General features: G+C 62.8%; 25 protein-coding genes. 10 read left to right on the top strand and 15 right to left on the bottom strand.

From position 1 onward, the window contains the following. Window positions 1-50 precede the first annotated feature (50 nt). Window positions 51-1754, bottom strand: coding sequence for a potassium-transporting ATPase subunit KdpA (kdpA, locus tag GGD57_RS14370; protein WP_184470757.1), 1704 nt, complete (start codon window positions 1752-1754; stop codon window positions 51-53). A gap of 69 nt (window positions 1755-1823) precedes the next feature. Then, complete coding sequence (locus tag GGD57_RS14365; protein WP_003547774.1) at window positions 1824-1913, bottom strand: K(+)-transporting ATPase subunit F; 90 nt, start codon at window positions 1911-1913, stop codon at window positions 1824-1826. A gap of 96 nt (window positions 1914-2009) precedes the next feature. Here GGD57_RS14365 and GGD57_RS14360 point away from each other — a divergent pair, with 96 nt between their 5' ends. Then, on the top strand, window positions 2010-2192 hold the full coding sequence (locus GGD57_RS14360) for a hypothetical protein (protein WP_246713652.1): 183 nt from the start codon (window positions 2010-2012) through the stop codon (window positions 2190-2192). A gap of 28 nt (window positions 2193-2220) precedes the next feature. Here the strand turns inward: GGD57_RS14360 and GGD57_RS14355 are convergent, their stop codons facing one another. Continuing rightward, window positions 2221-2580 carry a copper resistance CopC family protein gene (locus GGD57_RS14355; protein ID WP_184470753.1) on the bottom strand — a complete coding sequence of 120 codons (360 nt, stop codon included), beginning with the start codon at window positions 2578-2580 and terminating at the stop codon, window positions 2221-2223. A gap of 596 nt (window positions 2581-3176) precedes the next feature. On the opposite strand from GGD57_RS14355, the gene GGD57_RS14350 reads away from it, so the two are divergent. Further along, window positions 3177-4220 (top strand): NAD(P)-dependent alcohol dehydrogenase, encoded by a 1044-nt coding sequence (locus GGD57_RS14350; RefSeq protein ID WP_184470752.1) that lies wholly within the window; start codon window positions 3177-3179, stop codon window positions 4218-4220. A gap of 11 nt (window positions 4221-4231) precedes the next feature. Here the strand turns inward: GGD57_RS14350 and GGD57_RS14345 are convergent, their stop codons facing one another. The 4 genes from GGD57_RS14345 to GGD57_RS14330 form a co-directional block, all read right to left on the bottom strand. Further along, the gene (locus GGD57_RS14345; protein ID WP_184470750.1) at window positions 4232-4801 is read right to left on the bottom strand and encodes a VTT domain-containing protein; all 570 of its coding nucleotides are present in this window, start codon (window positions 4799-4801) and stop codon (window positions 4232-4234) included. Window positions 4802-4842: 41 nt separating this feature from the next. Then, window positions 4843-6204: an FAD-containing oxidoreductase gene (locus GGD57_RS14340; RefSeq protein WP_184470748.1), complete on the bottom strand. Its 1362-nt coding sequence runs from the start codon at window positions 6202-6204 to the stop codon at window positions 4843-4845. Next, entirely contained in the window at window positions 6201-6662 is a 462-nt protein-coding gene (locus GGD57_RS14335) for a DUF4126 domain-containing protein (RefSeq protein ID WP_184470746.1), read from the bottom strand. Before GGD57_RS14335 ends, GGD57_RS14340 begins: the two co-directional genes overlap by 4 nt. A gap of 81 nt (window positions 6663-6743) precedes the next feature. Next, a complete protein-coding gene (locus GGD57_RS14330; protein WP_184470744.1) occupies window positions 6744-7931 on the bottom strand; it encodes an acyl-CoA dehydrogenase in 1188 nt (395 codons plus the stop codon). Between the two features lie 174 nt (window positions 7932-8105). Between GGD57_RS14330 and GGD57_RS14325 the strand changes: the two genes are divergently transcribed. Next, a complete protein-coding gene (locus tag GGD57_RS14325) occupies window positions 8106-8444 on the top strand; it encodes a cupin domain-containing protein (protein ID WP_184470742.1) in 339 nt (112 codons plus the stop codon). Here GGD57_RS14325 and GGD57_RS14320 read toward each other — a convergent pair whose 3' ends face one another. Beyond that, window positions 8445-9392 carry a LysR family transcriptional regulator gene (locus GGD57_RS14320; RefSeq protein WP_184470740.1) on the bottom strand — a complete coding sequence of 316 codons (948 nt, stop codon included), beginning with the start codon at window positions 9390-9392 and terminating at the stop codon, window positions 8445-8447. Between the two features lie 174 nt (window positions 9393-9566). Between GGD57_RS14320 and GGD57_RS14315 the strand changes: the two genes are divergently transcribed. The 7 genes from GGD57_RS14315 to mmsB all read left to right on the top strand — a co-directional run bounded on the left by GGD57_RS14315 (window position 9567) and on the right by mmsB (window position 16705). Beyond that, a complete protein-coding gene (locus GGD57_RS14315) occupies window positions 9567-10772 on the top strand; it encodes an ABC transporter substrate-binding protein (RefSeq protein WP_085739905.1) in 1206 nt (401 codons plus the stop codon). A 5-nt stretch (window positions 10773-10777) separates the two neighbouring features. Next, window positions 10778-11560: an ABC transporter ATP-binding protein gene (locus GGD57_RS14310; protein WP_184470738.1), complete on the top strand. Its 783-nt coding sequence runs from the start codon at window positions 10778-10780 to the stop codon at window positions 11558-11560. Continuing rightward, window positions 11560-12261, top strand: a complete 702-nt coding sequence (locus GGD57_RS14305) for an ABC transporter ATP-binding protein (protein WP_184470736.1) — start codon at window positions 11560-11562, stop codon at window positions 12259-12261. The genes GGD57_RS14310 and GGD57_RS14305 overlap by 1 nt, the downstream gene beginning before the upstream one ends. A gap of 4 nt (window positions 12262-12265) precedes the next feature. Next, on the top strand, window positions 12266-13153 hold the full coding sequence (locus tag GGD57_RS14300) for a branched-chain amino acid ABC transporter permease (RefSeq protein ID WP_184470734.1): 888 nt from the start codon (window positions 12266-12268) through the stop codon (window positions 13151-13153). 1 nt (window position 13154) lies between these two features. Beyond that, a complete protein-coding gene (locus tag GGD57_RS14295; protein WP_064812188.1) occupies window positions 13155-14144 on the top strand; it encodes a branched-chain amino acid ABC transporter permease in 990 nt (329 codons plus the stop codon). A 74-nt stretch (window positions 14145-14218) separates the two neighbouring features. Next, window positions 14219-15814: a GMC family oxidoreductase gene (locus GGD57_RS14290; protein ID WP_184470732.1), complete on the top strand. Its 1596-nt coding sequence runs from the start codon at window positions 14219-14221 to the stop codon at window positions 15812-15814. Window positions 15815-15823: 9 nt separating this feature from the next. Beyond that, window positions 15824-16705 carry a 3-hydroxyisobutyrate dehydrogenase gene (mmsB, locus tag GGD57_RS14285; RefSeq protein WP_184470730.1) on the top strand — a complete coding sequence of 294 codons (882 nt, stop codon included), beginning with the start codon at window positions 15824-15826 and terminating at the stop codon, window positions 16703-16705. A 7-nt stretch (window positions 16706-16712) separates the two neighbouring features. Here the strand turns inward: mmsB and GGD57_RS14280 are convergent, their stop codons facing one another. The 7 genes from GGD57_RS14280 to GGD57_RS14250 all read right to left on the bottom strand — a co-directional run bounded on the left by GGD57_RS14280 (window position 16713) and on the right by GGD57_RS14250 (window position 23694). Next, the gene (locus tag GGD57_RS14280; protein ID WP_184470728.1) at window positions 16713-17492 is read right to left on the bottom strand and encodes an ABC transporter ATP-binding protein; all 780 of its coding nucleotides are present in this window, start codon (window positions 17490-17492) and stop codon (window positions 16713-16715) included. Between the two features lie 128 nt (window positions 17493-17620). Beyond that, entirely contained in the window at window positions 17621-18379 is a 759-nt protein-coding gene (locus GGD57_RS14275) for a fumarylacetoacetate hydrolase family protein (protein ID WP_184470726.1), read from the bottom strand. 79 nt (window positions 18380-18458) lie between these two features. Continuing rightward, the gene (locus tag GGD57_RS14270; protein ID WP_184470724.1) at window positions 18459-19838 is read right to left on the bottom strand and encodes an FGGY-family carbohydrate kinase; all 1380 of its coding nucleotides are present in this window, start codon (window positions 19836-19838) and stop codon (window positions 18459-18461) included. After that, on the bottom strand, window positions 19835-20155 hold the full coding sequence (gene rhaM, locus GGD57_RS14265; RefSeq protein WP_184470722.1) for an L-rhamnose mutarotase: 321 nt from the start codon (window positions 20153-20155) through the stop codon (window positions 19835-19837). The genes GGD57_RS14270 and rhaM overlap by 4 nt, the downstream gene beginning before the upstream one ends. Then, a complete protein-coding gene (locus GGD57_RS14260; RefSeq protein WP_184470720.1) occupies window positions 20152-21162 on the bottom strand; it encodes an ABC transporter permease in 1011 nt (336 codons plus the stop codon). The genes rhaM and GGD57_RS14260 overlap by 4 nt, the downstream gene beginning before the upstream one ends. Beyond that, entirely contained in the window at window positions 21159-22148 is a 990-nt protein-coding gene (locus tag GGD57_RS14255) for an ABC transporter permease (RefSeq protein ID WP_184470718.1), read from the bottom strand. Before GGD57_RS14255 ends, GGD57_RS14260 begins: the two co-directional genes overlap by 4 nt. A gap of 10 nt (window positions 22149-22158) precedes the next feature. Further along, window positions 22159-23694 (bottom strand): sugar ABC transporter ATP-binding protein, encoded by a 1536-nt coding sequence (locus GGD57_RS14250; protein WP_184470716.1) that lies wholly within the window; start codon window positions 23692-23694, stop codon window positions 22159-22161. Window positions 23695-23751: the final 57 nt, after the last annotated feature.

The raw sequence follows: 23751 nt of genomic DNA, 5'->3' as shown, positions 1-23751 counted from the left end.
TGAAACGAGGATGGTGATGGAAACCGATGACGGAGCGTCACGACATCACCTCAGAAGGTCTGGCCGGCGATCATGACCAGATGCTCGACGATCGGGCCGAGGGCCAGCGCCGGGAAGAAGGTCAGGCCGCCGACGATCAGGATCGTGCCGATGAGCAGGCCGACAAAGAGCGGGCCGTCGGTCGGGAAGGTGCCGGCCGAGGCCGGAACCGATTTCTTGGCGATCAGCGAGCCGGCGATGGCAAGGGCCGGGATGATCACCAGGAAGCGGCCCATCAGCATGCCGATGCCGAGTGTCACGTTGTACCAGGGCGTATTGCCGGTCAGGCCGCCGAAAGCCGAGCCGTTGTTGGCCGCAGCCGAGGTATAGGCATAGAGGATTTCGGAGAAGCCGTGCGGGCCTGAAGTGCCGACCGAAGCGACGGCGCTCGGAAGCACGCTTGCGATTGCGGTAAAGACCAGCATGGCGAGCGGCAGGCAGAGGATGGCGAGAACGGCCATCTTCATTTCCTTGGCCTCGATCTTCTTGCCGAGATATTCCGGCGTGCGGCCGACCATCAGGCCGGCGACGAAGACGGCGACGATGATGAACAGCAGGATGCCGTAGAAACCGGCGCCGACACCGCCGACGATGATTTCGCCGAGCTGCATGTTGATTAGCGGAATGAGACCGCCGAGCGCGGTGAAGCTGCCATGCATGGCATTGACCGCGCCGCAGGAGGCGGCCGTGGTGATGACCGCAAACAGCGACGACAAGGCGACGCCGAAGCGGACTTCCTTGCCTTCCATGTTACCGCCGCCAAGGCCGAAGGCATGCATCAGCGGGTTGCCGGCAGCTTCTGCCCAATAGGTGATGCCGACACCGACGATGAAGAGAATGCCCATGGTGGCAAGGATCGCCCAGCCCTGGCGCTGGTTGCCGACCATGCGGCCGAAAACGTTGGTCAAAGCCGCACCGATCGCGAAGATCGAAACCATCTGGAGGAGGTTGGAGATCGCATCGGGGTTTTCGAAGGGATGGGCGGAATTGGCGTTGAAGAAGCCGCCGCCATTGGTGCCGAGCATCTTGATGGCAAGCTGCGAGGCGACGGGTCCGACCGCTATTGTCTGCTTGGCGCCTTCCAGCGTCGTGGCATCGACATAGGGTCCGAGCGTCTGCGGTACGCCGAGATAGACGAAGACGAGCGTCAGCACGATGCAGATCGGCAGCAGGATGTAGAGCGTGCCGCGGATCATATCGACCCAGAAATTGCCGATCGCCTTGCCGGACGCCCGTGCGAAGGCACGGATGAAGGCAACCGCGATGGCCATGCCGGTGGCGGCGGAGAGGAAATTCTGCACGGTGAAGCCGGCCATCTGGGTGAGATACGACATCGTGCTTTCGCCGCCGTAGTTCTGCCAGTTGGTATTTGTCGGAAAACTGACGGCGGTGTTGAAGGAAAGCTCCGGCGGGACGGCAGCCATGCCGGCCGGATTGTAGGGCAGAATGCCTTGCAGGCGCATCAGCGCGTAGAGCACGATGACGCCGAGCAGGTTGAACATCAGCATGGCGAAAGCATAGGAGGTCCAATGCTGCTCCTCGCCTTCGCTGGTACCGGCCATGCGGTAAAGTCCCCGTTCGATCGGAACGAGGACCGGCGACAGCAGTGTGCGCTCGCCGTTATAGACACGCGTCATGTAGCCGCCGAGCGGTTTGACGAGCGCGAGGACGATCCCGCAATAGAGCAGGATCTGAAGCCATCCGTTGAGGGTCATGGGGGTAGACTTTCAATAGCCGGCCGCTTCCCGGCCGCGCATGCGCGGCCTCAGAAGCGCCGGGTCTCTTCAAAAGCGTTCTGGGCGAAGGAGAGCGTAGGTGAGATAGACGGTGAGAAACACGGTCACGGCACCGCTCAGGACATAGTCGAGGGTCATCGTCGGGTCTCCCGTCAAAGCCTGTCGCAGGCTCTGGTGTAGGCAAAGCACAGGGCGAAGAATATGATCGCCGTGGCGAGTAGAATGATATCCATCATGATCGTGACTCCTGTTGTTTTTCTTGGAGTCAGACAAGATAAAGGGCGTGCCGCCTTGGTGGCCGCCTTTCATGCTTTCTGGCGTGGAGATGATCTTTTCGATCTCTCGGACATGAATATGGAGCCGAAGCGCATAAAGGTTCGAGACGGCCGGAACGGCATCAATATAAAAATCTTATAAATGCTTTTATGCCGGCAAAGCGCCAAGGCTAAGGATCGACCCGGAACTTGTACTGGCCTTCGGCGCTGCGGCCGTCCATCGAAAGCACGCGCCAGTCGAGGGTATAGAGTCCGGGCGCCATGGAGGGATCGAGCGGAATCTTGAAGATCGATCCTTCGGGGCCGGAGAGAAATGGCTGGCCTGTGGGAAGCGCCGTTCCCTCAGCATCCAGCAGGATGGCCGTTGAGCGGGCAAGATCGACAGGGCCGGGGAAGGTGAGTTCGAGATTGGCCGGCACCAGCTTTTCTTCCTGCGGCGGCGGGAGCGACGCCTGTTCCAGGGCCGCAGACGCCTCGTGTGCCGTAAAGAGAAGCGACGCGAACAGACAGAACGACACGATCGACTTCATGATGGCCTTCCTTATCTTGCCGATCCGCATGGTGCCCGGTGCCGTCATGCTTCCGGAGCGCCATGCCGGCGCATCCAGAGCAATTCCAGGAAAAGTGCGAAGCGGTTTTCCGTCCGGAATTGCGCAAAAACAAAAAGTTAGAGCGGTTCAGCGCTTCCGTGAAAACCTGAACCGCTCTACTAACGCTGGCGGGGGCGATTTCGATCCCTTGTCTTTATCGTTACGGGTACCGGCCTCGGCTGAGGCTCTTTCGGGAGCACGGCGATCGGCTTCACCAGCCGGTGCCAGAATTCGCGCAATGATCTTGCAATCGTCTGACCGTAAGACCGATTTCTGCCGACATCGTCATGATCGTCCGTCATCTCTGTCTGTCCTCACTGCCAGGGAAGTCGTATTAAGAATGTACTCTCCGACGACCTCGGCTGGAATCATACGGAGGTCTAGGAATGGAAATCTTTCGGGCTATAGAAGGTGGGCATTTCATCATATGTTGAGCAAAAGCTTAGTAAGTGCGATTGAATTGCCGCCGCTAGCCGTCTTATAGTCGCGTCAGCGGCGCTCGATGAATCGCAGGCGCCATAGGGAGGAAACCGGTCATGACCACAGTCCGTGCGCTGGTGCTGGAACGCCAGCATGAACTTGCGCTTCGCGATATCGATCTGCCGCTGGAAACCGGTCCCGGCGAGGTGAAGATCAAGATTCATACCGTCGGTGTCTGTGGGTCGGACGTGCATTATTACACGCACGGCAAGATCGGTCCCTTCATCGTCAACGCGCCGATGGTGCTCGGCCATGAGGCGGCGGGCACGGTGGTCGAGGTCGGGGCCGGCGTCACCCATCTGAAGGTCGGCGACCGCGTCTGCATGGAGCCCGGCATTCCCGATCCGAATTCCAAGGCAAGCCGGCTCGGCCTCTACAATATCGACCCGGCCGTGACTTTCTGGGCGACGCCGCCGATCCATGGCGTGCTGACGCCGGAGGTGGTGCATCCCGCCAATTATACCTTCAAGCTGCCCGACAATGTCAGCTTCGCCGAAGGCGCCATGGTCGAACCTTTCGCCGTCGGCATGCAGGCGGCGAGCAAGGCGAAGATAGCGCCCGGCGATACCGCCGTCGTCCTCGGCGCCGGGCCGATCGGCACGATGGTGGCGATCGCCGCCCTGGCCGGCGGCTGCGCCCGCGCGATCGTTGCCGATCTCGCCCAGCCGAAGCTCGATATATCAGCGCAATATCAGGGCGTCATTCCGGTCAATATCCGCGAGAAGAACCTGATCGACGAAGTGGGCCGGCTGACCGACGGCTGGGGCGCCGACGTCGTCTTCGAATGCTCCGGTTCGCCGAAGGCCTGGGAAACGATCATGGCGCTGCCGCGCCCGGGCGGCGTCGTCGTCGCCGTCGGCCTGCCGGTCAATCCGGTCGGCTTCGATGTCTCGACGGCGTCCACCAGGGAGATCCGCATCGAGACGGTGTTCCGCTACGCGCATCAGTATGAGCGCTCGATCGCGCTGTTGGCGTCGGGTCGTGTCGACCTGAAGCCGCTGATATCCGAGACCTTCAAATTCGAAGATTCGATCAAGGCGTTCGACCGCGCCGTCGAGGCACGGCCGAGCGACGTCAAGCTGCAGATCGTCATGGAGTAGGAAGCTCGGCTCTATAAGGGTCGGGCATTCGGTCTCATCTTGCGAAAGACAAGGGCTGCGGCTGCGACGACCGCCGCGGCTCCGACCGCGATCAGCAGATGGCGGTGAAGGGGAAGGTGGCCCAGGGTCTGCTGGATGCCGTGCCCGAAGAGATAACCAAGCGCCGTGAACAATTGCCCCCATACCAGCGCGGCAACGGCGTTCAGGACGACGAATTTTCCGGTCGGTATGCGCGTCGTTCCGATGACGACGGGGCTGATCGTCCGTAGCCCCACCAGAAAACGAAACGCCAGGATGAAGCCTGTGGGATAGTTTTCCAGAAGGTGGGTGACGCGTGCCAGCGCCGGCTTTCCCATCAGCCGGCGGACGAAGCCCCATTGAGCGGCATAACGACCGGCGAAGAACCACATCTGATCGCCGGCAAAGGAGCCGGCGGTCGCTGCGAGCGCGGCCGACCAATAGGTCAGCAGTTCGCGATGGGCAACCACGCCGCCGAGGAAGGCGGCGGTTTCGCCTTCGAAGGCCGCACCCAGAAAGATCGCCAACAGGCCGTAATTCTCGATCAGCAGTTCGATAGACACCAGCAGTCTCCGGCCTCGACTCTCGAAGCGTCCATTCGCACTTAAACCGGTTTCAAATCGCCGAGCAGCGTCGGGATCAGTTCCGACACCGTCGGGTGGATCGGCACGGACCATTGCAAGGCGGGATAGGTCGTGCCGGCATTCATCGCGTCGATGAGGCCATGGATCACCTCGTCGCCCTCGATGCCGAGGATCGCCGCGCCCAGGATTTTCTGGGTCTCGGCATCGGCAATCACCTTCATGAAGCCCTGGGTCTCGCCGCGCTCGTTGGCCCGGCCGACGCGGTTCATCGGCCGGGTCGAGACCATGATCTTGCGGCCGGAGGCGCGCGCCTGCTTCTCCGTCATGCCAACGCGGCCGAGCGGCGGATCGATATAGAGCGCATAGGCCGGGATGCGGCTCGAGAGTTTGCGGTCGTCGCCGTCGATGAGGTTGGCGGCGGCGATCTCGAAATCATTGTAGGAGGTATGGGTGAAGGCGCCGTGGCCGTTGCAGTCGCCGAGCGCGAAGATGCCCTCGACATTGGTGGCGAGCCGGTCGTCGACGGTGATGAAGCCGCGTTGATCCGTGGCGACGCCGGCAGCATCGAGGCCGAGATCGTCGGTATTCGGCTTGCGGCCGGTGGCGATCAGCACATGGCTCGCATCGATCTTCGCGGAGCCGGCGGTGACGGTCGTCCCGCCGCCGTTTCTCGCGAAGGCGATGTTGCCCGCATCGGTGTGGACGTCGATGCCTTCGGCGCGCAGGATGTCGGCGATCGCGTCCGATATATCTTCGTCCTCGCGCGATGCGAGCTTCGGCCCGTGCTCGATGACGCTGACTTCGGCGCCGAAGCGGCGATACATCTGCGCAAATTCCAGCCCGATATAGCTGCCGCCGATCACCGCCAGATGCCGCGGCAGCGTATCGAGATGGATGATCGAGGTGCTGGTGAGGTAGTCGATGTCATCGATACCGGGCAGCTCGGGAATGACCGGTCGGGCGCCGACATTGAGGAAGATGCGCGGTGCGCTCAGCGTCTCGCCGTTGACGCTGACGGTCTTCGGGCTCTCGAAACGGGCATGGCCGTAGATCACGCTCATGCCGTCCATGCTGTCGAGCCAGCCGATCAGGCCGTTGCGGGCATTCATCGTCACCGTTTCGGCCCGGGCTCTCACCACCTTCATGTCGACGGCGATCTCACCGGGGATATTGACGCCGTAGGCAGCACCGTTTCTCGCGACATGGGCGGCGCGGGCGCTGGCGACCAGCGTCTTCGTCGGCATGCAGCCGGCATTGACGCAGGTGCCGCCAAGGAACTTGCGCTCGATCAGCGCCACTTTCATGCCCTTGTCGACCATGCGGGCGGCAAGCGACGGGCCGGCCTGGCCGGCGCCGATGACGATGGCGTCGAAGCTCCTCATGACACGGCCCCCACGATCAGCGCCGCGCCGATGACGGCGACGGCATCCTCGATGAGAGCGGCCGGCAGATCCCTGCCGAAGGAGCCGGCAAGCCGGGCGCGAACGGCGGCGCCACCATAGGTGCCGATGACGGCGCCGATCACGCCGGCGACCAGCCCGCCGAAGAGCAGGCTGCTGGCCGCACCGATCGCGGCGCCTGAGAGCGCGCCCGAGACGATGCGGGCGCCAAACTGCATCGGCACCTTGCGCGATGGCGTCGACGGCAGCTGGTCGGCGATCAGTTCGATGATGGCAAGAAGCGTGAAGATCCACGGTGTCCACCGATACCCCAGGAAGGCAAGCGGCGTCTGCGACACGTCGAACCAGCCGAGCGCTGCGCCCCAGGCAACGGCGGCCGGCGCCGTCATGGTGCGAAGGCCTGAGATGACACCGATCAGCAATGCAAGAAGCAGAAACATGCGATCCCCCTCTTTGCCGGCTTCGTGCCGCAATCAGGGAGGGTTGCACATTGTCAGGCGCGTGGCAAATTTGCCGATTATTCAGTTCGCGAAGGCGGCGATGCCGGTGATTGCCCGGCCGATGATCAGTGCGTGGATGTCGTGCGTGCCCTCATAGGTGTTGACCACTTCGAGGTTGACGAGATGGCGGGCGATGCCGAATTCGTCGGAGATGCCGTTGCCGCCGAGCATGTCGCGGGAAGCGCGCGCGATCTCGAGCGCCTTGCCGCAGCTGTTGCGCTTGAGGATCGAGGTCAGCTCCACCGGCGGATGGCCTTCCTCCTTCATGCGGCCGAGCCGCAGGCAGCCCTGCAGGCCGAGCGAGATTTCCGCCGCCATATCGGCGAGCTTCTTCTGAATCAGCTGGTTGGCGGCAAGCGGCCTGCCGAACTGCTTGCGCTCCAGCGTGTATTGCCGGGCTCTGGCATAACAATCCTCGGCGGCACCGAGCGCACCCCAGGCAATGCCGAAGCGGGCGGAGTTGAGGCAGGTGAAAGGCCCCTTGAGGCCGGTGACGCCGGGCAGAAGATTTTCCTCGGGCACGAAGACCCCGTCCATCACCACTTCGCCTGTGATCGAGGCGCGCAGGCCGACCTTGCCGTGGATGGCGGGGGCCGAAAGCCCCTTCCAGCCCTTTTCGAGAATGAAGCCGCGGATGAGGCCGTCCTCGGTCTTGGCCCAGACGACGAAGACGTCGGCGATCGGCGCGTTGGAGATCCAGGTCTTCGAGCCGGTGAGGCTATAGCCGCCGTCGACCTTCCTGGCGCGTGTCGCCATCGAGCCGGGATCGGAGCCGTGGTCGGGTTCGGTGAGGCCGAAGCAGCCGATCCATTCGCCGGTTGCCAGTTTTGGCAGGTATTTCAGCTTCTGCGCCTCGGACCCGAAGGTTTCGATCGGCACCATGACCAGCGAGGACTGCACGCTCATCATCGAGCGATAGCCGCTGTCGACCCGTTCGACCTCGCGGGCGATCAGGCCGTAGGCGGTGTAACCGAGGCCGGCGCCGCCGTAATCGGGTGATATCGTCGGGCCGAGCAGGCCGAGCGCGCCCATTTCGCGAAAGATTTCGGGATCGGTCTTTTCATTGCGGAAGGCGTCGAGAACGCGCGGCGCAAGCTTTTCCTGTGCATAGGCATGGGCCGTATCCTGCACCATGCGCTCTTCGTCGGTCAGCTGCTCCGACAGCCGGAACGGGTCGGCCCAGTCGAAAACCTCGCGCGTATGCTGCATGTCGGCGTCTCCTCACCATGAATTCAGGCTTGCCTCATCCAAGGTCGCATAGACCCGCCAGCCGAGCGCGTCAACTAAAGGCGGCGCTCTCGAAAAGACAGGGACCGCCATCTTTTCAAAAGCGTCGGCATGATCCACTTTGCCCGCGATCGATTCTGGAACGAGGAGACGGAAATGTCGTCAAGCGATCTGTTCGTATCGGCCGAAGGCGCCGAATGGGTCAATCCCGAGCCCGGCGTTACCAGGCGCATCATGACCTATCTGCCCGAGATGATGATGGTGGAAGTGGCCTTCGAAAGCGGCGCCGTCGGTGCGGCGCATTCGCATCCGCATATCCAGGCAAGTTATGTCACCGAGGGCAGTTTCGAAGTGACGATCGATGGCCGCACAGAGGTGCTCAAGCAGGGTGGCAGCTTCATCGTGCCTCCTAATCTCGTCCACGGCGTCAAGGCGCTGGAAAAGGGCCGGTTGATCGATGCGTTCACCCCGCACCGGGCCGAATTCCTGAAATAGTCAGCTATCTCTTGTCCGGCGCGCCGGGCCTGTGGTGACATGGGGCGGCACGAAGCGGGTATCCTCGCCGCGCACCGCCTCGCGCAGGAAATCGATGACGGCGCGCACCCGTGGGGCCTGTTTCAGGTCGCGGTGGCAGGTGATCCAGTATTGGCGCTTGAGGTCGATCTCCTCAGGCAGCACGCGCACCAGTTCGGGATAACGGCTGGCGAAGAAATAGGGCAGGATGCAGAGGCCGAGGCCGTTTCGGGTGGCGGTGAGCTGGGCGAAGATGCTGGAGCTCTGGAATTGCGGCTTGATGCGCGGATGCACGTCGCTGAGATAATCCAGCCCCGGCGCGAAAATCATCTCCTCGATATAGCTGACGAAGGGATGATTGAGCAGGTCTTCGCGGCTGGTGATGTCAGGCGCCTTTGCCAGATAGTCGCGCGAGCCGTAGACATAGAGATGGTAGTCGGTCAGCTTCTCGGCGAAATAAGGCCCGCCCTTCGGCTCGTCGAGCACGACGGAAAGATCGGCCTCCTTGCGTGACAGCGACATGATCTGCTGGATCGTCACCAGCTCGAGCGAGAGATGCGGATGCTGCGCGGCAAACCGCGGCAGCACGGTGGCGAAGAAGAAATTGGCAAAACCCTCCGGCGCGCTGAGGCGCACCAGGCCGCGCTGCGCCATCGAGCCGTCGGCAAGGTCGGCGCGCAGCCGCTCGGTCTCCTGCTCCATCCGCTCGGCCGTTTCGATGAAACGCGTGCCCATGGCGGTGAGCACATAGCCGCGCGGATTGCGCTCGAACAGCTTGACCTTGAGGGTGAATTCCAGCCGGTCGATGCGCCTGGAAACCGTGGCATGGCTGGAACGCAGCTGGCGGGCGGCGGTCGACAGCTGTCCGGTGCGGGCGACGGCTAGAAAAAACTGAAGATCGTCCCAAGTAAACTGCGGTGGATTGGTCATCGCCGTCCCCATCTGTTCAAAAACGAACAGATACTGTTTGGAATTAGTTGTAAACCACCCGTTGCTTCAACGAGGAATTTCCGTGATCGTAAGGCGAGGTTCGCCGTTCTGAGGAGTGCGGCTGGCCAAATCTGAACAGATCCGCAATTTGGCTCATCTCTGGGAGGAGAGAATATGCGTAAGAATCTCATTGCATCGGTTGCATTTCTGCTTGCAAGCAGCACAGCGGTGCTCGCGCAGAGCGCGACCGACGGCAAGGTCAAGATCGGCATCCTGAACGACCAGTCGGGCGTTTATGCCGATTTTGGCGGCAAGTCTTCCGTCGAGGCCGCCAAGATGGCGGTCGAGGATTTCGGCGGGAAGGTGCTGGGTGTTCCGGTCGAGATCGTCGATGCCGACCACCAGAACAAGCCCGATATCGCCTCCAACATCGCCCGTCAGTGGTATGACACCGAGCAGGTGGACGCGATCATGGAATTGACGACCTCCTCGGTGGCGCTCGCGGTGCAGGCGATCGCCAAGGAAAAGAAGAAGATCGATATCGTCACCGGTGCAGCAACGACCGATCTCACCGGCAAGGCCTGCTCGCCCTACGGCTTCCACTGGGCCTACGATACCCATGCGCTCGCCGTCGGCACCGGCGGTGCGCTCGTCAAGCAGGGCGGCGACAGCTGGTTCTTCCTGACCGCCGACTATGCCTTCGGCTATTCGCTGGAGCAGCAGACGACCGACTACGTCAAGGCGAGCGGCGGCACGGTCGTCGGCGCCGTCCGCCATCCGCTGTCGACCCAGGATTTCTCCTCCTTCCTGCTGCAGGCGCAATCCTCCGGCGCCAAGGTGATCGGCCTTGCCAATGCCGGCCTCGACACCTCGAACGCCATCAAGCAGGCGGCCGAATTCGGTATCACCCAGGGCGGCCAGCATCTGGCGGCGCTGCTCTTCACGCTCGCCGAAGTCCACGGCCTCGGCCTCGAGGCGGCACAGGGGCTGACGCTGACGGAAGGCTTCTACTGGAACCGCGACGACGAAAGCCGCGCCTTCGCCAAGAAGTTCTTCGCCCGCACCGGCAAGATGCCGAACATGATCCACACCGGCACCTATTCGGCGGTGACGCAATATCTGAAGGCGGTGCAGAAGGCCGGCACCGACGATACGGAAGCCGTCGCCAAGCTGCTGCATGAAATGCCCGTCGACGACGTCTTCGGCCGCGGCGGCACGGTCGGCGCCAATGGCCGCATGATCCACGACATGTACCTGCTGCAGGTCAAGAAGCCGGCCGACAGCAAGGAGCCGTGGGATTACTTCAACGTTCTTGCCACCATTCCCGGCAAGGAAGCCTATATCGACCCCGCCAAGAGCGGCTGCGATCTGGTGAAGTAAGCGCGATGGCGGTCTCCGCGATTGAAACGCAGGCAAAGCCGCGGGTGGTGTTGTCCGCCCGCGGCCTGCGCCGCGATTTCGGCGGCTTCACGGCCGTCAAGAACGTCGATCTCGACGTGCATGACGCCAGCGTGCATGCGCTGATCGGCCCGAACGGCGCCGGCAAGACGACGGTGTTCAACCTGCTGACCAAGTTCCTGCAACCGACGGCGGGCTCGATCACGCTGATGGGCACCGACATCACCGGGACTCCGCCCGACAAGGTGGCGCGCATGGGGCTGGTGCGCTCCTTCCAGATCTCGGCGGTCTTCCCGCATCTCTCCGTGCTCGACAATGTGCGCGTGGCGCTGCAGCGGCCGAACAATCTTTCCACGCAGTTCTGGCGGCCGCTTTCGGCGCTCGACCGGCTGAACGAGCGCGCCGAGCAGTTGCTTGCCAGCGTCGGGCTGTCCAAAGAACGCGATCATCTCGCCGCCGATCTTTCCTATGGCCGCAAGCGGGTGCTGGAGATCGCCACCACTCTGGCGCTCGATCCGAAGGTGCTGCTGCTCGACGAGCCGATGGCCGGCATGGGACATGAGGACGTCGGCGTCGTCTCGGCGATCATCCGCGACGTCGCCCGCGACCGGGCGGTGCTGATGGTCGAGCACAATCTCTCCGTCGTCGCCAATATCTGCCAGCATGTCACCGTGCTGCAGCGCGGCGAGATCCTCGCCGAAGGCGACTATGCCACCGTCAGCCAGGACGAGCGCGTCCGTGTGGCCTATATGGGCACGGAGGAGCATTGATGGCCGCTCTGCTCGAGGTCCAGGGCCTCAACGCCTGGTACGGCGAAAGCCATATATTGCACGGCGTCGACATGCATGTCGGCGAAGGCGAGACGATCACCATTCTCGGCCGCAACGGCGTCGGCAAGACGACGACGCTGCGCACCATCACCGGCATCGTGCGAACCCGCAAGGGCAGGATCAGCTTTGCCGGCAGCGACATGATGCAGGTGCCGCTGCACAAGACGGCGCACCGCGGCATCGGCTTCGTGCCGGAAGAGCGCGGCATCTTTTCCACGCTCACCGTTTCGGAAAACCTGCTGCTGCCGCCTATAGTGGCGAAGGGCGGCATGACGCTCGACGAGATCTACGAGCTTTTTCCCAATCTCTATGAGCGCCGTGGCAGCCCCGGCACCAAACTATCGGGCGGTGAGCAGCAGATGCTGGCGATCGCCCGGATTCTGCGCACCGGCGTGCGGCTGCTCATCCTCGACGAACCGACGGAAGGGCTAGCGCCCGTCATCGTCCAGCGCATCGGCGACGTGCTGAAAAAACTCAAGGAGCGCGGCATGACGATCCTGCTCGTCGAGCAGAACTTCCGTTTCGCCAGCCGTATTGCCGATCGCTTCTATCTGATGGATCATGGGCAGATGGTGTCGGAATTCCCGGTCGGTGAACTGCCGCAGCGCATGGATACGCTGCACAAGGTTCTGGGAGTGTGACCAGATGACGATGATCTTCGGCATTCCCCTGCAGGCGCTGCTCGGCCAGCTGTTGATCGGCCTGATCAACGGCTCGTTCTATGCGCTGCTCAGCCTCGGCCTCGCCATCATTTTCGGCCTGCTCCGGGTGATCAACTTCGCCCATGGCGCCCAATATATGCTCGGCGCCTTCGCCGCCTATCTGCTGCTCACCTATGCCGGCATCGGCTATTGGCCGTCGCTGATCCTGGCGCCTGTCATCGTCGGCCTTGCCGGCGCTGTCATCGAGCGGCTCTTCCTGCGCCGGCTCTATGATCTCGATCCGCTCTACGGCCTGCTCTCCACCTTCGGGCTGGCGCTCGCGGTCGAAGGCACCTTCCGCTATCTCTACGGCTCGTCCGGCCAGCCCTATGCGACGCCGGCAGCGCTTGCCGGCGGGGCCAATCTCGGCTTCATGTTCCTGCCGATCTATCGCGGCTGGGTGGTCGTCGTCTCGCTGGTCGTCTGCCTCGGCACATGGCTGCTGATCGAAAAGACCAAGCTCGGGGCCTATCTCAGGGCCGCCACCGAAAACGCCGTTCTGGTGCAGGTCTTCGGCGTCAACGTGCCGGTGCTGCTGACGCTCACCTACGCGCTCGGCGCCGGCCTTGCCGCCTTTGCCGGCGTGCTGGCGGCGCCTATCTACCAGGTCTCGCCGCTGATGGGCTCGAACATGATCATCGTCGTCTTCGCCGTGGTCGTCGTCGGTGGCATGGGGTCGATCATGGGCGCGATCATCACCGGTTATGTGCTCGGCATTGCCGAGGGCCTGACCAAGGTCTTTTATCCAGAGGCTTCCAACATCGTGATCTTCGTCATCATGGCGATCGTGCTTCTCATCAGGCCCGCGGGCCTTTTCGGCCGGGATGCTTGACATGGCTGACATCACCGAAACCATCCGAACGGAAAAAAGCCGAACCGCTCTATCGGTGCAGGCGGGCTTTCTTCTCGTGGGACTGCTGCTTCTGCTGCTGGCGCCCTTCTTCTTCTATCCGATCTTTCTGATGAAGCTGCTCTGCTTCGCGCTGTTTGCCTGTGCCTTCAACCTGCTGCTCGGCTATACCGGCCTGCTGTCCTTCGGCCATGCCACCTTCTTCGGTGGGGCGGCCTATTTCACCGCCTATACGGTGAAGGCATGGGGCTTGCCGCCGGAACTCGGCATCCTGATCGGCGTGGCGGGTGCGGCCTTTCTCGGCCTCGTCATGGGCTTCTTCGCGATCCGCCGCCAAGGCATTTATTTCGCGATGATCACGCTGGCGCTGTCGCAGATGTTCTTCTTCTTCTGCCTGCAGGCGAAGTTCACCGAAGGCGAGGACGGCATCCAGTCGGTGCCACGCGGCCACCTCTTCGGTTTCATCGATCTGAACAGCTCGACCAACATGTATTATTTCGTGCTGGCGGTCTTCCTGATCGGCGTGTTGATCATCTGGCGTTTCATCAATTCGCCTTTCGGCATGATCCTGAAATCGATCCGCGAGAACGAGCAACGGGCGATCTCGCTCGGTTATTCCGTGGCGCGCTACAAGCTCGGCGCCTTCGTCATGTCGGCCGCACTTGCCGGGCTTGCGGGCGCGGTGAAATCGATCGTCTTCCAGTTCGCGACGCTCACCGACGTCGCCTGGCAGATGTCGGGCGAGGTGATCCTGATGACGCTGCTCGGCGGTATCGGCACGCTGATCGGCCCGCTTTTCGGCGCCGGGCTGGTGGTGGCGCTGGAGAATTATCTCGCCACCTCGGAATTCCCGGTGACGATCATCACCGGCATCGTCTTCATGGTCTGCGTGCTGATCTTCCGCCGCGGCATCATCGGCGAATTCTACGCTTCGCGGCTGGGGCGGAAGCTGGGCTTCGTCTATCGCCGCTGAACCGACGGACTTTCCTCTTCCGCAGCACGGGCAGAGGGAGGCGACAAGCATCTGGAGTTTCGTGCAGGGCGCACATGGATCGTTACGACTACATCATCATCGGGGCGGGCAGCGCCGGCTGCGTGCTCGCCAACCGCTTATCCGCCGACGGCAGAAGCCGGGTGCTGCTATTGGAAGCCGGCGGCAGCGACAATTACCACTGGATCCATATCCCGGTGGGCTATCTCTACTGCATCAACAATCCGCGCACCGACTGGTGCTTCACCACGGCGCCGGAAGCGGGGCTGAACGGCCGGGCGCTGAGTTATCCCCGCGGCAAGGTGCTCGGCGGCTGCTCGTCGATCAACGGCATGATCTATATGCGCGGCCAGGCGCGCGATTACGACCTCTGGCGGCAGATGGGCTGTAGCGGCTGGGGCTGGGACGACGTGCTGCCCTTCTTCCGCAAGTCCGAGGATTTTTATCGCGGCGAAGACGACATGCATGGGGCGGGCGGCGAATGGCGCATCGAGAAGGCGCGGGTGCGCTGGGCCGTGCTCGATGCCTTCCAGCAGGCGGCGAGAGAAGCGGGCATCCCGGAGACGGCGGATTTCAACCGCGGCAGCAACGAGGGTTCCGGCTATTTCGACGTCAACCAGCGTTCCGGCATTCGCTGGAACACGTCCAAGGCCTTCCTGCGCCCGGCGCAGAAGCGCTCCAACCTGACCGTGCTGACCAAGGCGCAGGTCAGGCGGCTGCTGGTTGAGGAGGGGACCGTTGCTGGCGTCGAATTCCAGCACGAGGGCGTGGCGAAACGCGCCTATGCGGCGAAAGAAACTGTCCTTTCGGCCGGTTCGATCGGCTCGCCGCATATTCTGGAACTGTCGGGCATCGGCAGGGGCGAGGTTCTCAGCCAGGCGGGCGTCGATGTCGTCGCGGAAGTGAAGGGTGTCGGCGAGAACCTGCAGGATCATCTGCAATTGCGCCTCGCCTATAAGGTGACGGGCGTTCCGACGTTGAACGAGAAGGCGACGAAGCTGATCGGCAAGGCGGCGATCGGGCTCGAATATCTCGTCCGCCGCTCCGGCCCGATGGCGATGGCGCCGAGCCAGCTCGGCATCTTCACCCGCTCGGGTCCGGACCGGGAAACGCCTGATCTGCAATATCACGTGCAGCCGGTCTCGCTGGAAAAGTTCGGCGATCCCGTCCATCCCTTCCCGGCGATCACCGCGAGCGTCTGCAATCTGAGGCCCGAAAGCCGGGGTTCGGTGCACCTGTCGAGCCCGGATTTCGCCGCCCAGCCGACGATCAGCCCGAAATACCTCTCGACGCAGCGCGATCGTGACATAGCTGTCCGTTCCATACGGTTGACACGCAAGATCGTTGCGCAGCCTTCGTTCGCCCGCTTCCGGCCGGAGGAGTTCAAGCCGGGGCCTTCCTATCAGACGGAGGCCGATCTGGAGCGGGCGGCGGGCGATATCGGCACGACGATCTTCCATCCCGTCGGCACCTGCCGCATGGGCGCCGACCGGGACAGCGTCGTCGATCCGAGGCTGAAATTCAGGGCGCTCGGCAAGCTCAGGATCGCTGACGCTTCGGTGATGCCGTCGATCACCTCGGGCAACACCAATTCGCCGACGATCATGATTGCCGAAAAGGCGGCGGCGATGATCCTCGAAGACAATCGATAGGAGAAGACCATGGCAAGGATCGCATTCATCGGATTGGGCAATATGGGCGGGCCGATGGCGGCCAATCTCGTCAAAGCGGGTCACGAAGTCCTCGGCTTCGATCTCGCCGCTCCCGTGCTGAAGGCGGCCGAGCAGAGCGGCGTCAAGCCGGCGAGCCATGCCAGCCAGGCGGTGAAGGACGCCGAAATCGTCATCACGATGCTGCCGCAGGGCAAACACGTGCTGACGGCCTGGACGGACATCCTGCAGACCGCGGCGCAGGATACGCTGGTCATCGATTGCTCCACAATCGATGTCGAAAGCAGCCGCAAGGCGCATGAGATGGCCAAGGCCGCAGGCTGCCCTTCGCTCGACGCGCCCGTCTCCGGCGGCACCGGCGGGGCGACCGCCGGCACGCTGACCTTCATGGCCGGCGGCTCGGACGAAGCCTTCGCCCGGGCGAAGCCGATCCTCGAGGCGATGGGCAAGAAGATCGTCCATTGCGGCGAGGCGGGCGCCGGTCAGGCGGCCAAGATCTGCAACAACATGATCCTCGGTATTTCGATGATCGGCGTCTGCGAAGGCTTCGTGCTTGCCGAGAAACTCGGCCTCTCGCATCAGGCGCTGTTCGACGTCGCCTCGACGTCATCGGGCCAGTGCTGGGCGATCAACACCTATTGCCCGGTGCCGGGACCGGTGCCGACCTCGCCGGCGAATAACGGTTACAAACCGGGTTTTGCGGCAGCGCTGATGCTGAAGGATCTCAAGCTGTCACAGGAGGCGGCGCTGGCGAGCGGTGCTTCGACGCCGATGGGAGCGGAAGCGGCCCAGCTTTTCGCGCTCTTCGAAAAGCAGGGCAATGGCGGGCGCGATTTCTCCGCCATCATCGAGATGTTCCGCGAAAAGGTGTAGGCGATGCCTACAAGAGATAGCTGACCGGCTCGTTTCGAACCGGATGCGGAAAGACGCCCATGCTGACACCGAAAATCGAGTGCAGCTTTTCAGCGCGCATGATATCGCCGGGCGTGCCTTCGGCGATGATCCGGCCGCGGCTGAGTGCGACGATCGAGTCACAGTAGCGCGCGGCAAGATTGATATCGTGCAGCACGATGACGACGGTCAACCCGCGTTCGTGGCTGAGATCCTGCACAAGGGAGAGAACGCCTGCCTGGTGGGCAAGGTCGAGTGCCGATGTCGGTTCGTCGAGCAGCAGGCAGCGGGCGTCCTGGGCGAGCATCATGGCGATCCAGGCGCGCTGGCGCTCGCCGCCGGACATGTTGGCGACGGGGCGATCGGCAAAGTCCTCGAGCTCGGTGCGGGCGATGGCTTCCTCGACCTTGCTGCGATCTGTTGCGGTGAAGCGGCCGAGCGTGCCGTGCCAGGGAAAACGGCCGAGCGCCACCAGTTCGCGCACGGTCATCCCGTCGGTCGCCGGAGTGAATTGCGGCATATAGGCGACGTGCCGGGCAAATTCCCGGGCGCCCCAGTCCGCCGCCGCCTTGCCGCCGAAGGAGATGGCGCCGGATTGCGGCGCGACCTGGCGGGCGATGATCTTCAAAAGCGTGCTCTTGCCCGAGCCGTTCGGTCCCACCAGGCCGTAGATGCGGCCCTGATCGAGGGTCAGGTCGATGCCATGCAGGATCGGCTTCGGCCCGATGGCATAGGTAATGTCAGACAGGGCAAGGAAAGACGAAGGCATGGTCTGCTCCAGGTTCCGCATTGCAGGTTCCTGCAAAACTAAACCTGGATTGTCAACTTAACATTTTCTGCCGACCGTGAAGACGGCCGTGCGGGCATGGTCGCGACCGCAGGCAGAACTGGCGTCAATCAAATCTTCGACACCGAAAAACTCAGCCTGACATCGCCGAAGAGGATGTCGATCGCGCCGGGCTCGGCCAGCTCGATTGCGCCGCTCAACGTGCCTGTCGTGATCAGTGCGCCTGCCTTCAGCGATGTGTCGGGACGCAAGCCGTCATTGGCGTAATCGACGAGCCAGGTGAGAACGTCGCCCTTCGGATGCTGCGCCGGACCGTCATAGATGGTGCGGCCGGCATGGGTAACCTTGAGCGGCGTGCCGCCGGCGGTGTCGACGGCGCTCTTTTCGACCTGCGGGCCGAGCACGTAGCCGCTATTGCCGAGACGGTCGGCGACAAACAGCAGAAAGGAAACGCCGCCACTTTCCCGGATGGCGCTGACCAGCAGCTCGGCACCGAGATGAACGGTGGAGATCGCCTCGACCACGTCGGCGCGGCTGTAGGGAGTGCCTGCGCGGATCGGCAGATCCTTGCCGAGACGCACGGCAATCTCGGTCTCGAATTTCAGCCCGGGATACCAGGCAATATCGGCACCGGAAGCGGCTTCGGCATAGGGATGCAGCGGAGCAGCGACCGCCTGGCCCTGCGGCGAGACCGTCACCTTCCAGGCATTGCTGGAAATGCCGTCGGCCGCCGTGAGGAGGTTCTGCGCTTCCATCGCCTGATGCAGATCGGCCGGCAGCGTGAAAGTGCCTGTTTCCTCCTGCCGGCCGGCCTGGTGCAGGCTGTGAAGCCTGGCTGCAAGCGCGCGGGCATCGAATGCTTCTGTCATGCTGTATCCTCGATTTGGTTTTCGAGGGGCACACTAACCGCAAGTCCGGCATGAACAAGGGCCGTTCTCGGAAAAGCTCCTATTCCATTGCCGCGAACCAGCGGTCGCGATAGGCCTTCAGCCCGGCAATATCGGTCGGCGGAACATGCGTCTGTGCGCCGGAGACCGGCCGGATGCCGGTGAGCAGGGCGGCCCCCTGGCTGGTGCCGGTCGAGCCCGGGAGGGCCATAACGTCGCGCCCGGTGAGGGCGGCGAGCAGCTTGAGATAGGCCCCGTTCAGGGCGAAGGGACCTTCGACGACGATTGGGCCTTTGGCGCCGATCAGCCCGAGACAGGCATCGGTCATCAAAGCGAGGTAGAGGCAGGCGGCGGCAAAACGCTCCTCGCGGCTTGCCTCTTCGGCATTGATCCACCGGCTTGCCTTTCCCGGAAACGGTCCCGAACCGGAGGCGATATTGGCAAGCAGCATGATGTTCTTGTCGATGACGGCGCCGATCGCCGCCTGCGCGGCTGTTTCGTCGACAGGGCCGATTTCGGCCGAAAGGATCTCGAATTCCCGCCCGCCCATGAAACGCGAGGAGGGAACGGCGCGACCATAGGCATCGACATTGGCGAGCGCATCGCGGCCCGGATCGAGATGATCGAGATCGCCGCCGACGCCGAAATTGATCACCCACGTGCCTGTGGAGACGACGGCGAAGGGCGCTTCCCGATGAACGAGATGCGGCAGCAGCGAGGCGTTGGAATCGTGGATGCCGCAATAGACCGGTACCGGTGCTGAAAGCCCGAGCGCGGCGGCAATCTCGGGCAGGACCGGGCCGAGCGTATCGAAAGCCGAACGGATCGGCGCCATCAACTCGCCGATGCCGAGCTTGTCGACGAGCGAGGAATAGTCTGATGTTTTCGGGTTCCAGAGGTCGGTATGGCAGCCGAGCGAGGTCAGTTCATTGGCGGCAACACCGGTCAGCCGCGCCGTCCAGTATTGCGCATAGGTGAGGATGGTTGCGACGTTAGCGAAGTCGTCCGGAAAGGCGCTCTTCTGGTAGTGCAACTGCGCGCCGACATTGAGCCCCATCGCAAGGCGCGGCGAGAAGGTTTCGCCGAAGGAGGGGCGCAAGGCCGTATAGGCATCGCGGATCGCCTCCGGATATTCATGCTCGTAGTCGATTACGGGCATGGCGAGCGCGCCGTCCCGGTCGAGCAGCGCGGCTGCGGCGCCATGGGTGGTGATCGAAATGGCATCGAAGCCCGGCTCGCGCGCAAGGCTCTTCAGCGCATCGAGGGCGAAGGACCAGAGCGCCTCAATATCGTAATGCGGGTAGGGGCCGGTCTTGATCGTGATATTCGGCCGCTTCAGGACAGCGATCTCGGCGCCTGTGCCACTGTCGAGCACGACGACCTTGGCATTGGTCTTGCCGATGTCGAGAACGGCGATGCGGCGATAGGAACTGGTGGTCATGGCATGTGGAAGAGGGTGACGAGGTCGCTTTGAACCGGCGAATTGTCCGGATTGGTCGCCATGATATCGGCCATATGAGCCCACCATTTTTTCATGACCGGATGCTCCGGCAGGCTCGCCATCGTGTGACCGGCAGGCCGCGTCAGCACGCCGAATAGCGTGTTGGTGTCGCGGTCGAGATGGATGGAATAGTCGCTGGCGCCCGACTGGTGCAGGAGATCGACCAGTTCCGGCCAGATCTCGTCATGCCGCTTGCGGTATTCGGCTTCCATGCCGGGATTGAGCTGCATCTTGAAGGCGTGTTTTTCTTTAGTCATCGGGAGCTCATGAGCTTGATGCGGCGGGCGATGATCGGGATCGCGATCGTGATGATCAGCAGCAGGCCGATGAAGATCGACATGACGATGCCGGGCACGTTCAACAGGCCGAGACCGAAGGTGACGAGGCCCATGACGAAGGCGGCGATGACGACGCCGCCGATGGTGCCGGAGCCGCCGAGGATCGAGATGCCGCCGAGCACGACCATGGTGACGACTTCGAGTTCCCAGCCCTGCGCGATCGACGGCCGGGTCGAGCCGAGGCGCGAGGTCAGGCAGACCGCGGCAACGCCGCTCATGACGCCGGTCAGCAGGAAGAGAATGAATTTGACGCGCTCGACCGGGATGCCGGAGAAGCGGGCGGCGAAATCATTGTTGCCGATCGCACAGACCTGCCGGCCGAAATTCGTCGCATGCAGCAGGATGGCGAAGGCGATCGCCAGTACGAAGAACAGCACGAATTCGAAGGAAAATACCCAGAACACGTAGCCCTGGCCGAAATAGGCGAAATCGGCCGGGTACTTGCCGTAGGCCTGGTCGCCGAGCACGATATAGGAAATGCCGCGGAACAGGCTCATCGTGCCGATGGTGACGACGATCGACGGCAGTTTCAGCACCGAAACCAGCACGCCGTTGAAGATGCCGCAGGCAAGCCCGGTGCCGATGCCGATCAATACCAGGCCCGGCGTGCCGACGCCGAGTTGCGCCGCCGCCCCCATTGCCGTCGAGGCGAGCGCGATGATCGCGGCGACCGAGAGGTCGATTTCGCCCGAGATGACGAGCAGCGCCATGGCAAAGGCGATCATCGCCTTTTCGGTGAAGTTGAAGGTGGCGTCCGAGAGGTTCCAGGCATCGAGGAAATAGGGCGAGGCCACGGAATTGAAGATGAAGATCAGGACGGCGACACCGAAGAGAAGCACTTCCCAGCTCGACATGATGCGCTTGAACGGCGTGCCGAGACGATCGGGAATGACCCGTTTTTCGGGTGTTGAAGAAACGGTGCTCATGCTGCGACCTCCGCTGCTGCGCGGTCACGCAGGATGATGCGGCCTCGATTGCGCTCGCGCCTTGCGTTGAAGACGACGGCGAGGATGATGACGGTGCCGGAGATCGCCATCTGCGTGAAGGGCGAAATGCCGATGACCGGCAGGGCGTTCTTGATGACGCCGAGGAACAGCGCACCGAGCACGGTGCCGGCGACCGAGCCGACGCCGCCGGCAATGGAGATGCCGCCGATGACGCAGGCCGCGACGCTGTCGAGTTCGAAGCCATTGGCGATATCGACATAGGCAACCGCATAACGCGAAACCCAGAGATAGCTGGAAAGGCCGGCGAGCGCGCCCGAGAGCACGAAGGCCAGGAATTTCGTCCGGCCGGTATCGATGCCGGCATAGACGGCAGCCGTCGGATTGCCGCCGGTCGCATAGGCCGAGCGGCCGAACGGGCTGTAGCGCAGCAGCATGTACATCAGCGCGACGATGATAATCGCAACCCAGCCCAGCACCGGCAGGCCGAGGATCGGCGTGCGGGGAACAGCGAGGAAGGTCGGCGTCATCTGGTGGGCGTTCACCCAGGCGCCGCCCGAGAGCACGAAGGCCATGCCGCGATAGATGGTGAGCGTGCCGAGGGTGACGACGATCGGCGGGATTTCGAGGCGCCAGACCAGGAAGCCGTTGATGGTGCCGAGGACCGCACCGATCACGACCGCGGCGAGGATCAGCATGATCAGCGGCAGGCCGGGAAAGGCGGCGTTCATCATCGCGATCGCCATGCCGGTAAAGGCGAGATTGGCGGCAACCGAGAGATCGATCGATTTCGTCAGGATGACCGTCATCTGGGCAAGCGCCAGAATGATGAGGATCGCCGTGTCGTTGAAGATGCCGGCGAGATTATCCGGTGTGGCGAAATCGGCGGCCCGTGTCGAGAAGATGCCGATCATCAGCACGATGATGGCAAAGAGCAGGGTTTCGCGTTTTCTGATCAGTTTGGCCATGCCCATCACCTCATGCATTTCCGGTCGCCGCGCGCACCAGCGCTTCCGGCGAAAGCTGATCGCGCTCGAAGAGCCCGGCCGACAGGCCTTCCTTCATGACAAGCACCCGGTCCGACATGCCGATGATTTCAGGCAATTCGGAAGAGATCATGATGATGGAGAGGCCTTCTGCGGCAAGCTCGCTGATGAAGCCGTGCACGGCGGCCTTCGAGCCGATGTCGATGCCCTTTGTGGGTTCATCGAGGATGATGACCTTGGGCATGGTGGCGAGCCACTTGCCGATGACGACCTTCTGCTGGTTGCCGCCCGACAGCGTGCCGACCGGCACGGAGAGGGCGGCGGCGCGCAGATCCAGCCGCTCGGCATATTTGCGGGCGAGCGCGAATTCTTCCGCCGCCTGCAGGAAGCCCTTGCGCGAGGTGCGTGCCAGCGACGGCAGCGTCATGTTCTGATAGATCGGCATCGGCAGCGCCAGGCCGTGTCGGCCGCGCTCTTCCGGCACGTAGACGATGCCGGCGCGGATCGCATCATGCGGCGAATTGATCGAAATCTCCCGGCCTTCCAGCGTCAGCCTGCCGGAGAGCGGCCGGGTGATGCCGAAGAGCGACTGTGCGAGTTCCGACCGTCCGGCGCCGATCAGACCGTAGATGCCGAGAATCTCGCCCTTGCGCAAGGTCAGCGAAATATCGCGGAATTCGGTGCGGTGGCTGTATTTTTCCACGTCGAGCACCGGAGCGCCGATCGCCACGTCGATCTTCGGAAAGGCGTTCTCGACGTCGCGGCCGACCATCATGCGGACGATCTCGTCCTGCGGCGTTTCCTTGAGCCGGCCCTGGCCGATGGCGCGGCCGTCGCGAAAGACGACGAAATCGTCGGCGATCTCGTAAAGCTCGTCGAACTTGTGGCTGATGAACAGGATCGCCTTGCCCTGTTCCTTCAGGCCCTTGATGATGCGGAAGAGATCGTCGATCTCCTTGCGGGAGAGGGCGGCCGTCGGTTCGTCCATGATGACGATGCGGGCCTCGATCGACAGAGCGCGGGCAATCGCCACCAGGTGGCGCTGCGCAATCGAGAGGTCCTTCAGCCGGATCGTCGGATCGATATTGCTTTCAAGCGCGGTCAGCAGCGTCTTCGAGCGGCTGTTCATCACCTGCCAGTCGATGGTGCGAAAGCGCGTGCGCGGCGCATGGCCGAGGAAGATGTTTTCGGCGACCGTCAGTTCGTCGAACAGCACGGTTTCCTGATGGATGGCGGTGACGCCGGCATCGATCGCCGCCTGGGCGCTGGCGAAGGTCACTGTCCTGCCGTCGACCAGGATCTCGCCTTCGTTCGGCCTGTAGATGCCGGTCAGGATCTTGACGAGCGTCGACTTGCCGGCGCCGTTTTCGCCGATCAGCGCGGTGACCGTGCCGGGGTGAAGCGCGATGCTGACATTGTCGAGCGCTTTCACGCCAGGAAAGATCTGGGAGATGCCGCGCATTTCCAGAATGGCGGGAGCATTTCCGGTTTTGCTGTCCGTGACGGATTGTTGAAAGGCGGCGTTCATCGGCTTCTACCAGTGTCGAATGAGAAATCCCGGCGGCTATCAGGCCGCCGGGCTTTT

It is taken from the genome of Rhizobium esperanzae (assembly GCF_014197615.1).
Lineage (GTDB): Bacteria > Pseudomonadota > Alphaproteobacteria > Rhizobiales > Rhizobiaceae > Rhizobium > Rhizobium esperanzae_A.
This window is presented reverse-complemented; position numbering and strand designations above follow the sequence as displayed.

Bases quoted from the DNA above. Each gene is read 5' to 3' on its own strand.
- mmsB (WP_184470730.1), top strand. From the start codon at position 15,824: ATGGCAAGGATCGCATTCATCGGATTGGGCAATATGGGCGGGCCGATG.
- GGD57_RS14255 (WP_184470718.1), bottom strand. From the start codon at position 22,148: ATGGCCAAACTGATCAGAAAACGCGAAACCCTGCTCTTTGCCATCATC.
- GGD57_RS14330 (WP_184470744.1), bottom strand. From the start codon at position 7,931: ATGCAGCATACGCGCGAGGTTTTCGACTGGGCCGACCCGTTCCGGCTG.
- GGD57_RS14340 (WP_184470748.1), bottom strand. From the start codon at position 6,204: ATGAGGAGCTTCGACGCCATCGTCATCGGCGCCGGCCAGGCCGGCCCG.
- GGD57_RS14260 (WP_184470720.1), bottom strand. From the start codon at position 21,162: ATGAGCACCGTTTCTTCAACACCCGAAAAACGGGTCATTCCCGATCGT.
- rhaM (WP_184470722.1), bottom strand. From the start codon at position 20,155: ATGACTAAAGAAAAACACGCCTTCAAGATGCAGCTCAATCCCGGCATG.
- GGD57_RS14350 (WP_184470752.1), top strand. From the start codon at position 3,177: ATGACCACAGTCCGTGCGCTGGTGCTGGAACGCCAGCATGAACTTGCG.
- GGD57_RS14320 (WP_184470740.1), bottom strand. From the start codon at position 9,392: ATGACCAATCCACCGCAGTTTACTTGGGACGATCTTCAGTTTTTTCTA.
- GGD57_RS14275 (WP_184470726.1), bottom strand. From the start codon at position 18,379: ATGACAGAAGCATTCGATGCCCGCGCGCTTGCAGCCAGGCTTCACAGC.
- GGD57_RS14325 (WP_184470742.1), top strand. From the start codon at position 8,106: ATGTCGTCAAGCGATCTGTTCGTATCGGCCGAAGGCGCCGAATGGGTC.
- GGD57_RS14250 (WP_184470716.1), bottom strand. From the start codon at position 23,694: ATGAACGCCGCCTTTCAACAATCCGTCACGGACAGCAAAACCGGAAAT.
- GGD57_RS14295 (WP_064812188.1), top strand. From the start codon at position 13,155: ATGGCTGACATCACCGAAACCATCCGAACGGAAAAAAGCCGAACCGCT.
- GGD57_RS14355 (WP_184470753.1), bottom strand. From the start codon at position 2,580: ATGAAGTCGATCGTGTCGTTCTGTCTGTTCGCGTCGCTTCTCTTTACG.
- GGD57_RS14290 (WP_184470732.1), top strand. From the start codon at position 14,219: ATGGATCGTTACGACTACATCATCATCGGGGCGGGCAGCGCCGGCTGC.
- GGD57_RS14270 (WP_184470724.1), bottom strand. From the start codon at position 19,838: ATGACCACCAGTTCCTATCGCCGCATCGCCGTTCTCGACATCGGCAAG.
- GGD57_RS14280 (WP_184470728.1), bottom strand. From the start codon at position 17,492: ATGCCTTCGTCTTTCCTTGCCCTGTCTGACATTACCTATGCCATCGGG.
- GGD57_RS14365 (WP_003547774.1), bottom strand. From the start codon at position 1,913: ATGACCCTCGACTATGTCCTGAGCGGTGCCGTGACCGTGTTTCTCACC.
- GGD57_RS14310 (WP_184470738.1), top strand. From the start codon at position 10,778: ATGGCGGTCTCCGCGATTGAAACGCAGGCAAAGCCGCGGGTGGTGTTG.
- GGD57_RS14360 (WP_246713652.1), top strand. From the start codon at position 2,010: ATGATCGTGACTCCTGTTGTTTTTCTTGGAGTCAGACAAGATAAAGGG.
- GGD57_RS14305 (WP_184470736.1), top strand. From the start codon at position 11,560: ATGGCCGCTCTGCTCGAGGTCCAGGGCCTCAACGCCTGGTACGGCGAA.
- GGD57_RS14300 (WP_184470734.1), top strand. From the start codon at position 12,266: ATGACGATGATCTTCGGCATTCCCCTGCAGGCGCTGCTCGGCCAGCTG.
- kdpA (WP_184470757.1), bottom strand. From the start codon at position 1,754: ATGACCCTCAACGGATGGCTTCAGATCCTGCTCTATTGCGGGATCGTC.
- GGD57_RS14315 (WP_085739905.1), top strand. From the start codon at position 9,567: ATGCGTAAGAATCTCATTGCATCGGTTGCATTTCTGCTTGCAAGCAGC.
- GGD57_RS14335 (WP_184470746.1), bottom strand. From the start codon at position 6,662: ATGTTTCTGCTTCTTGCATTGCTGATCGGTGTCATCTCAGGCCTTCGC.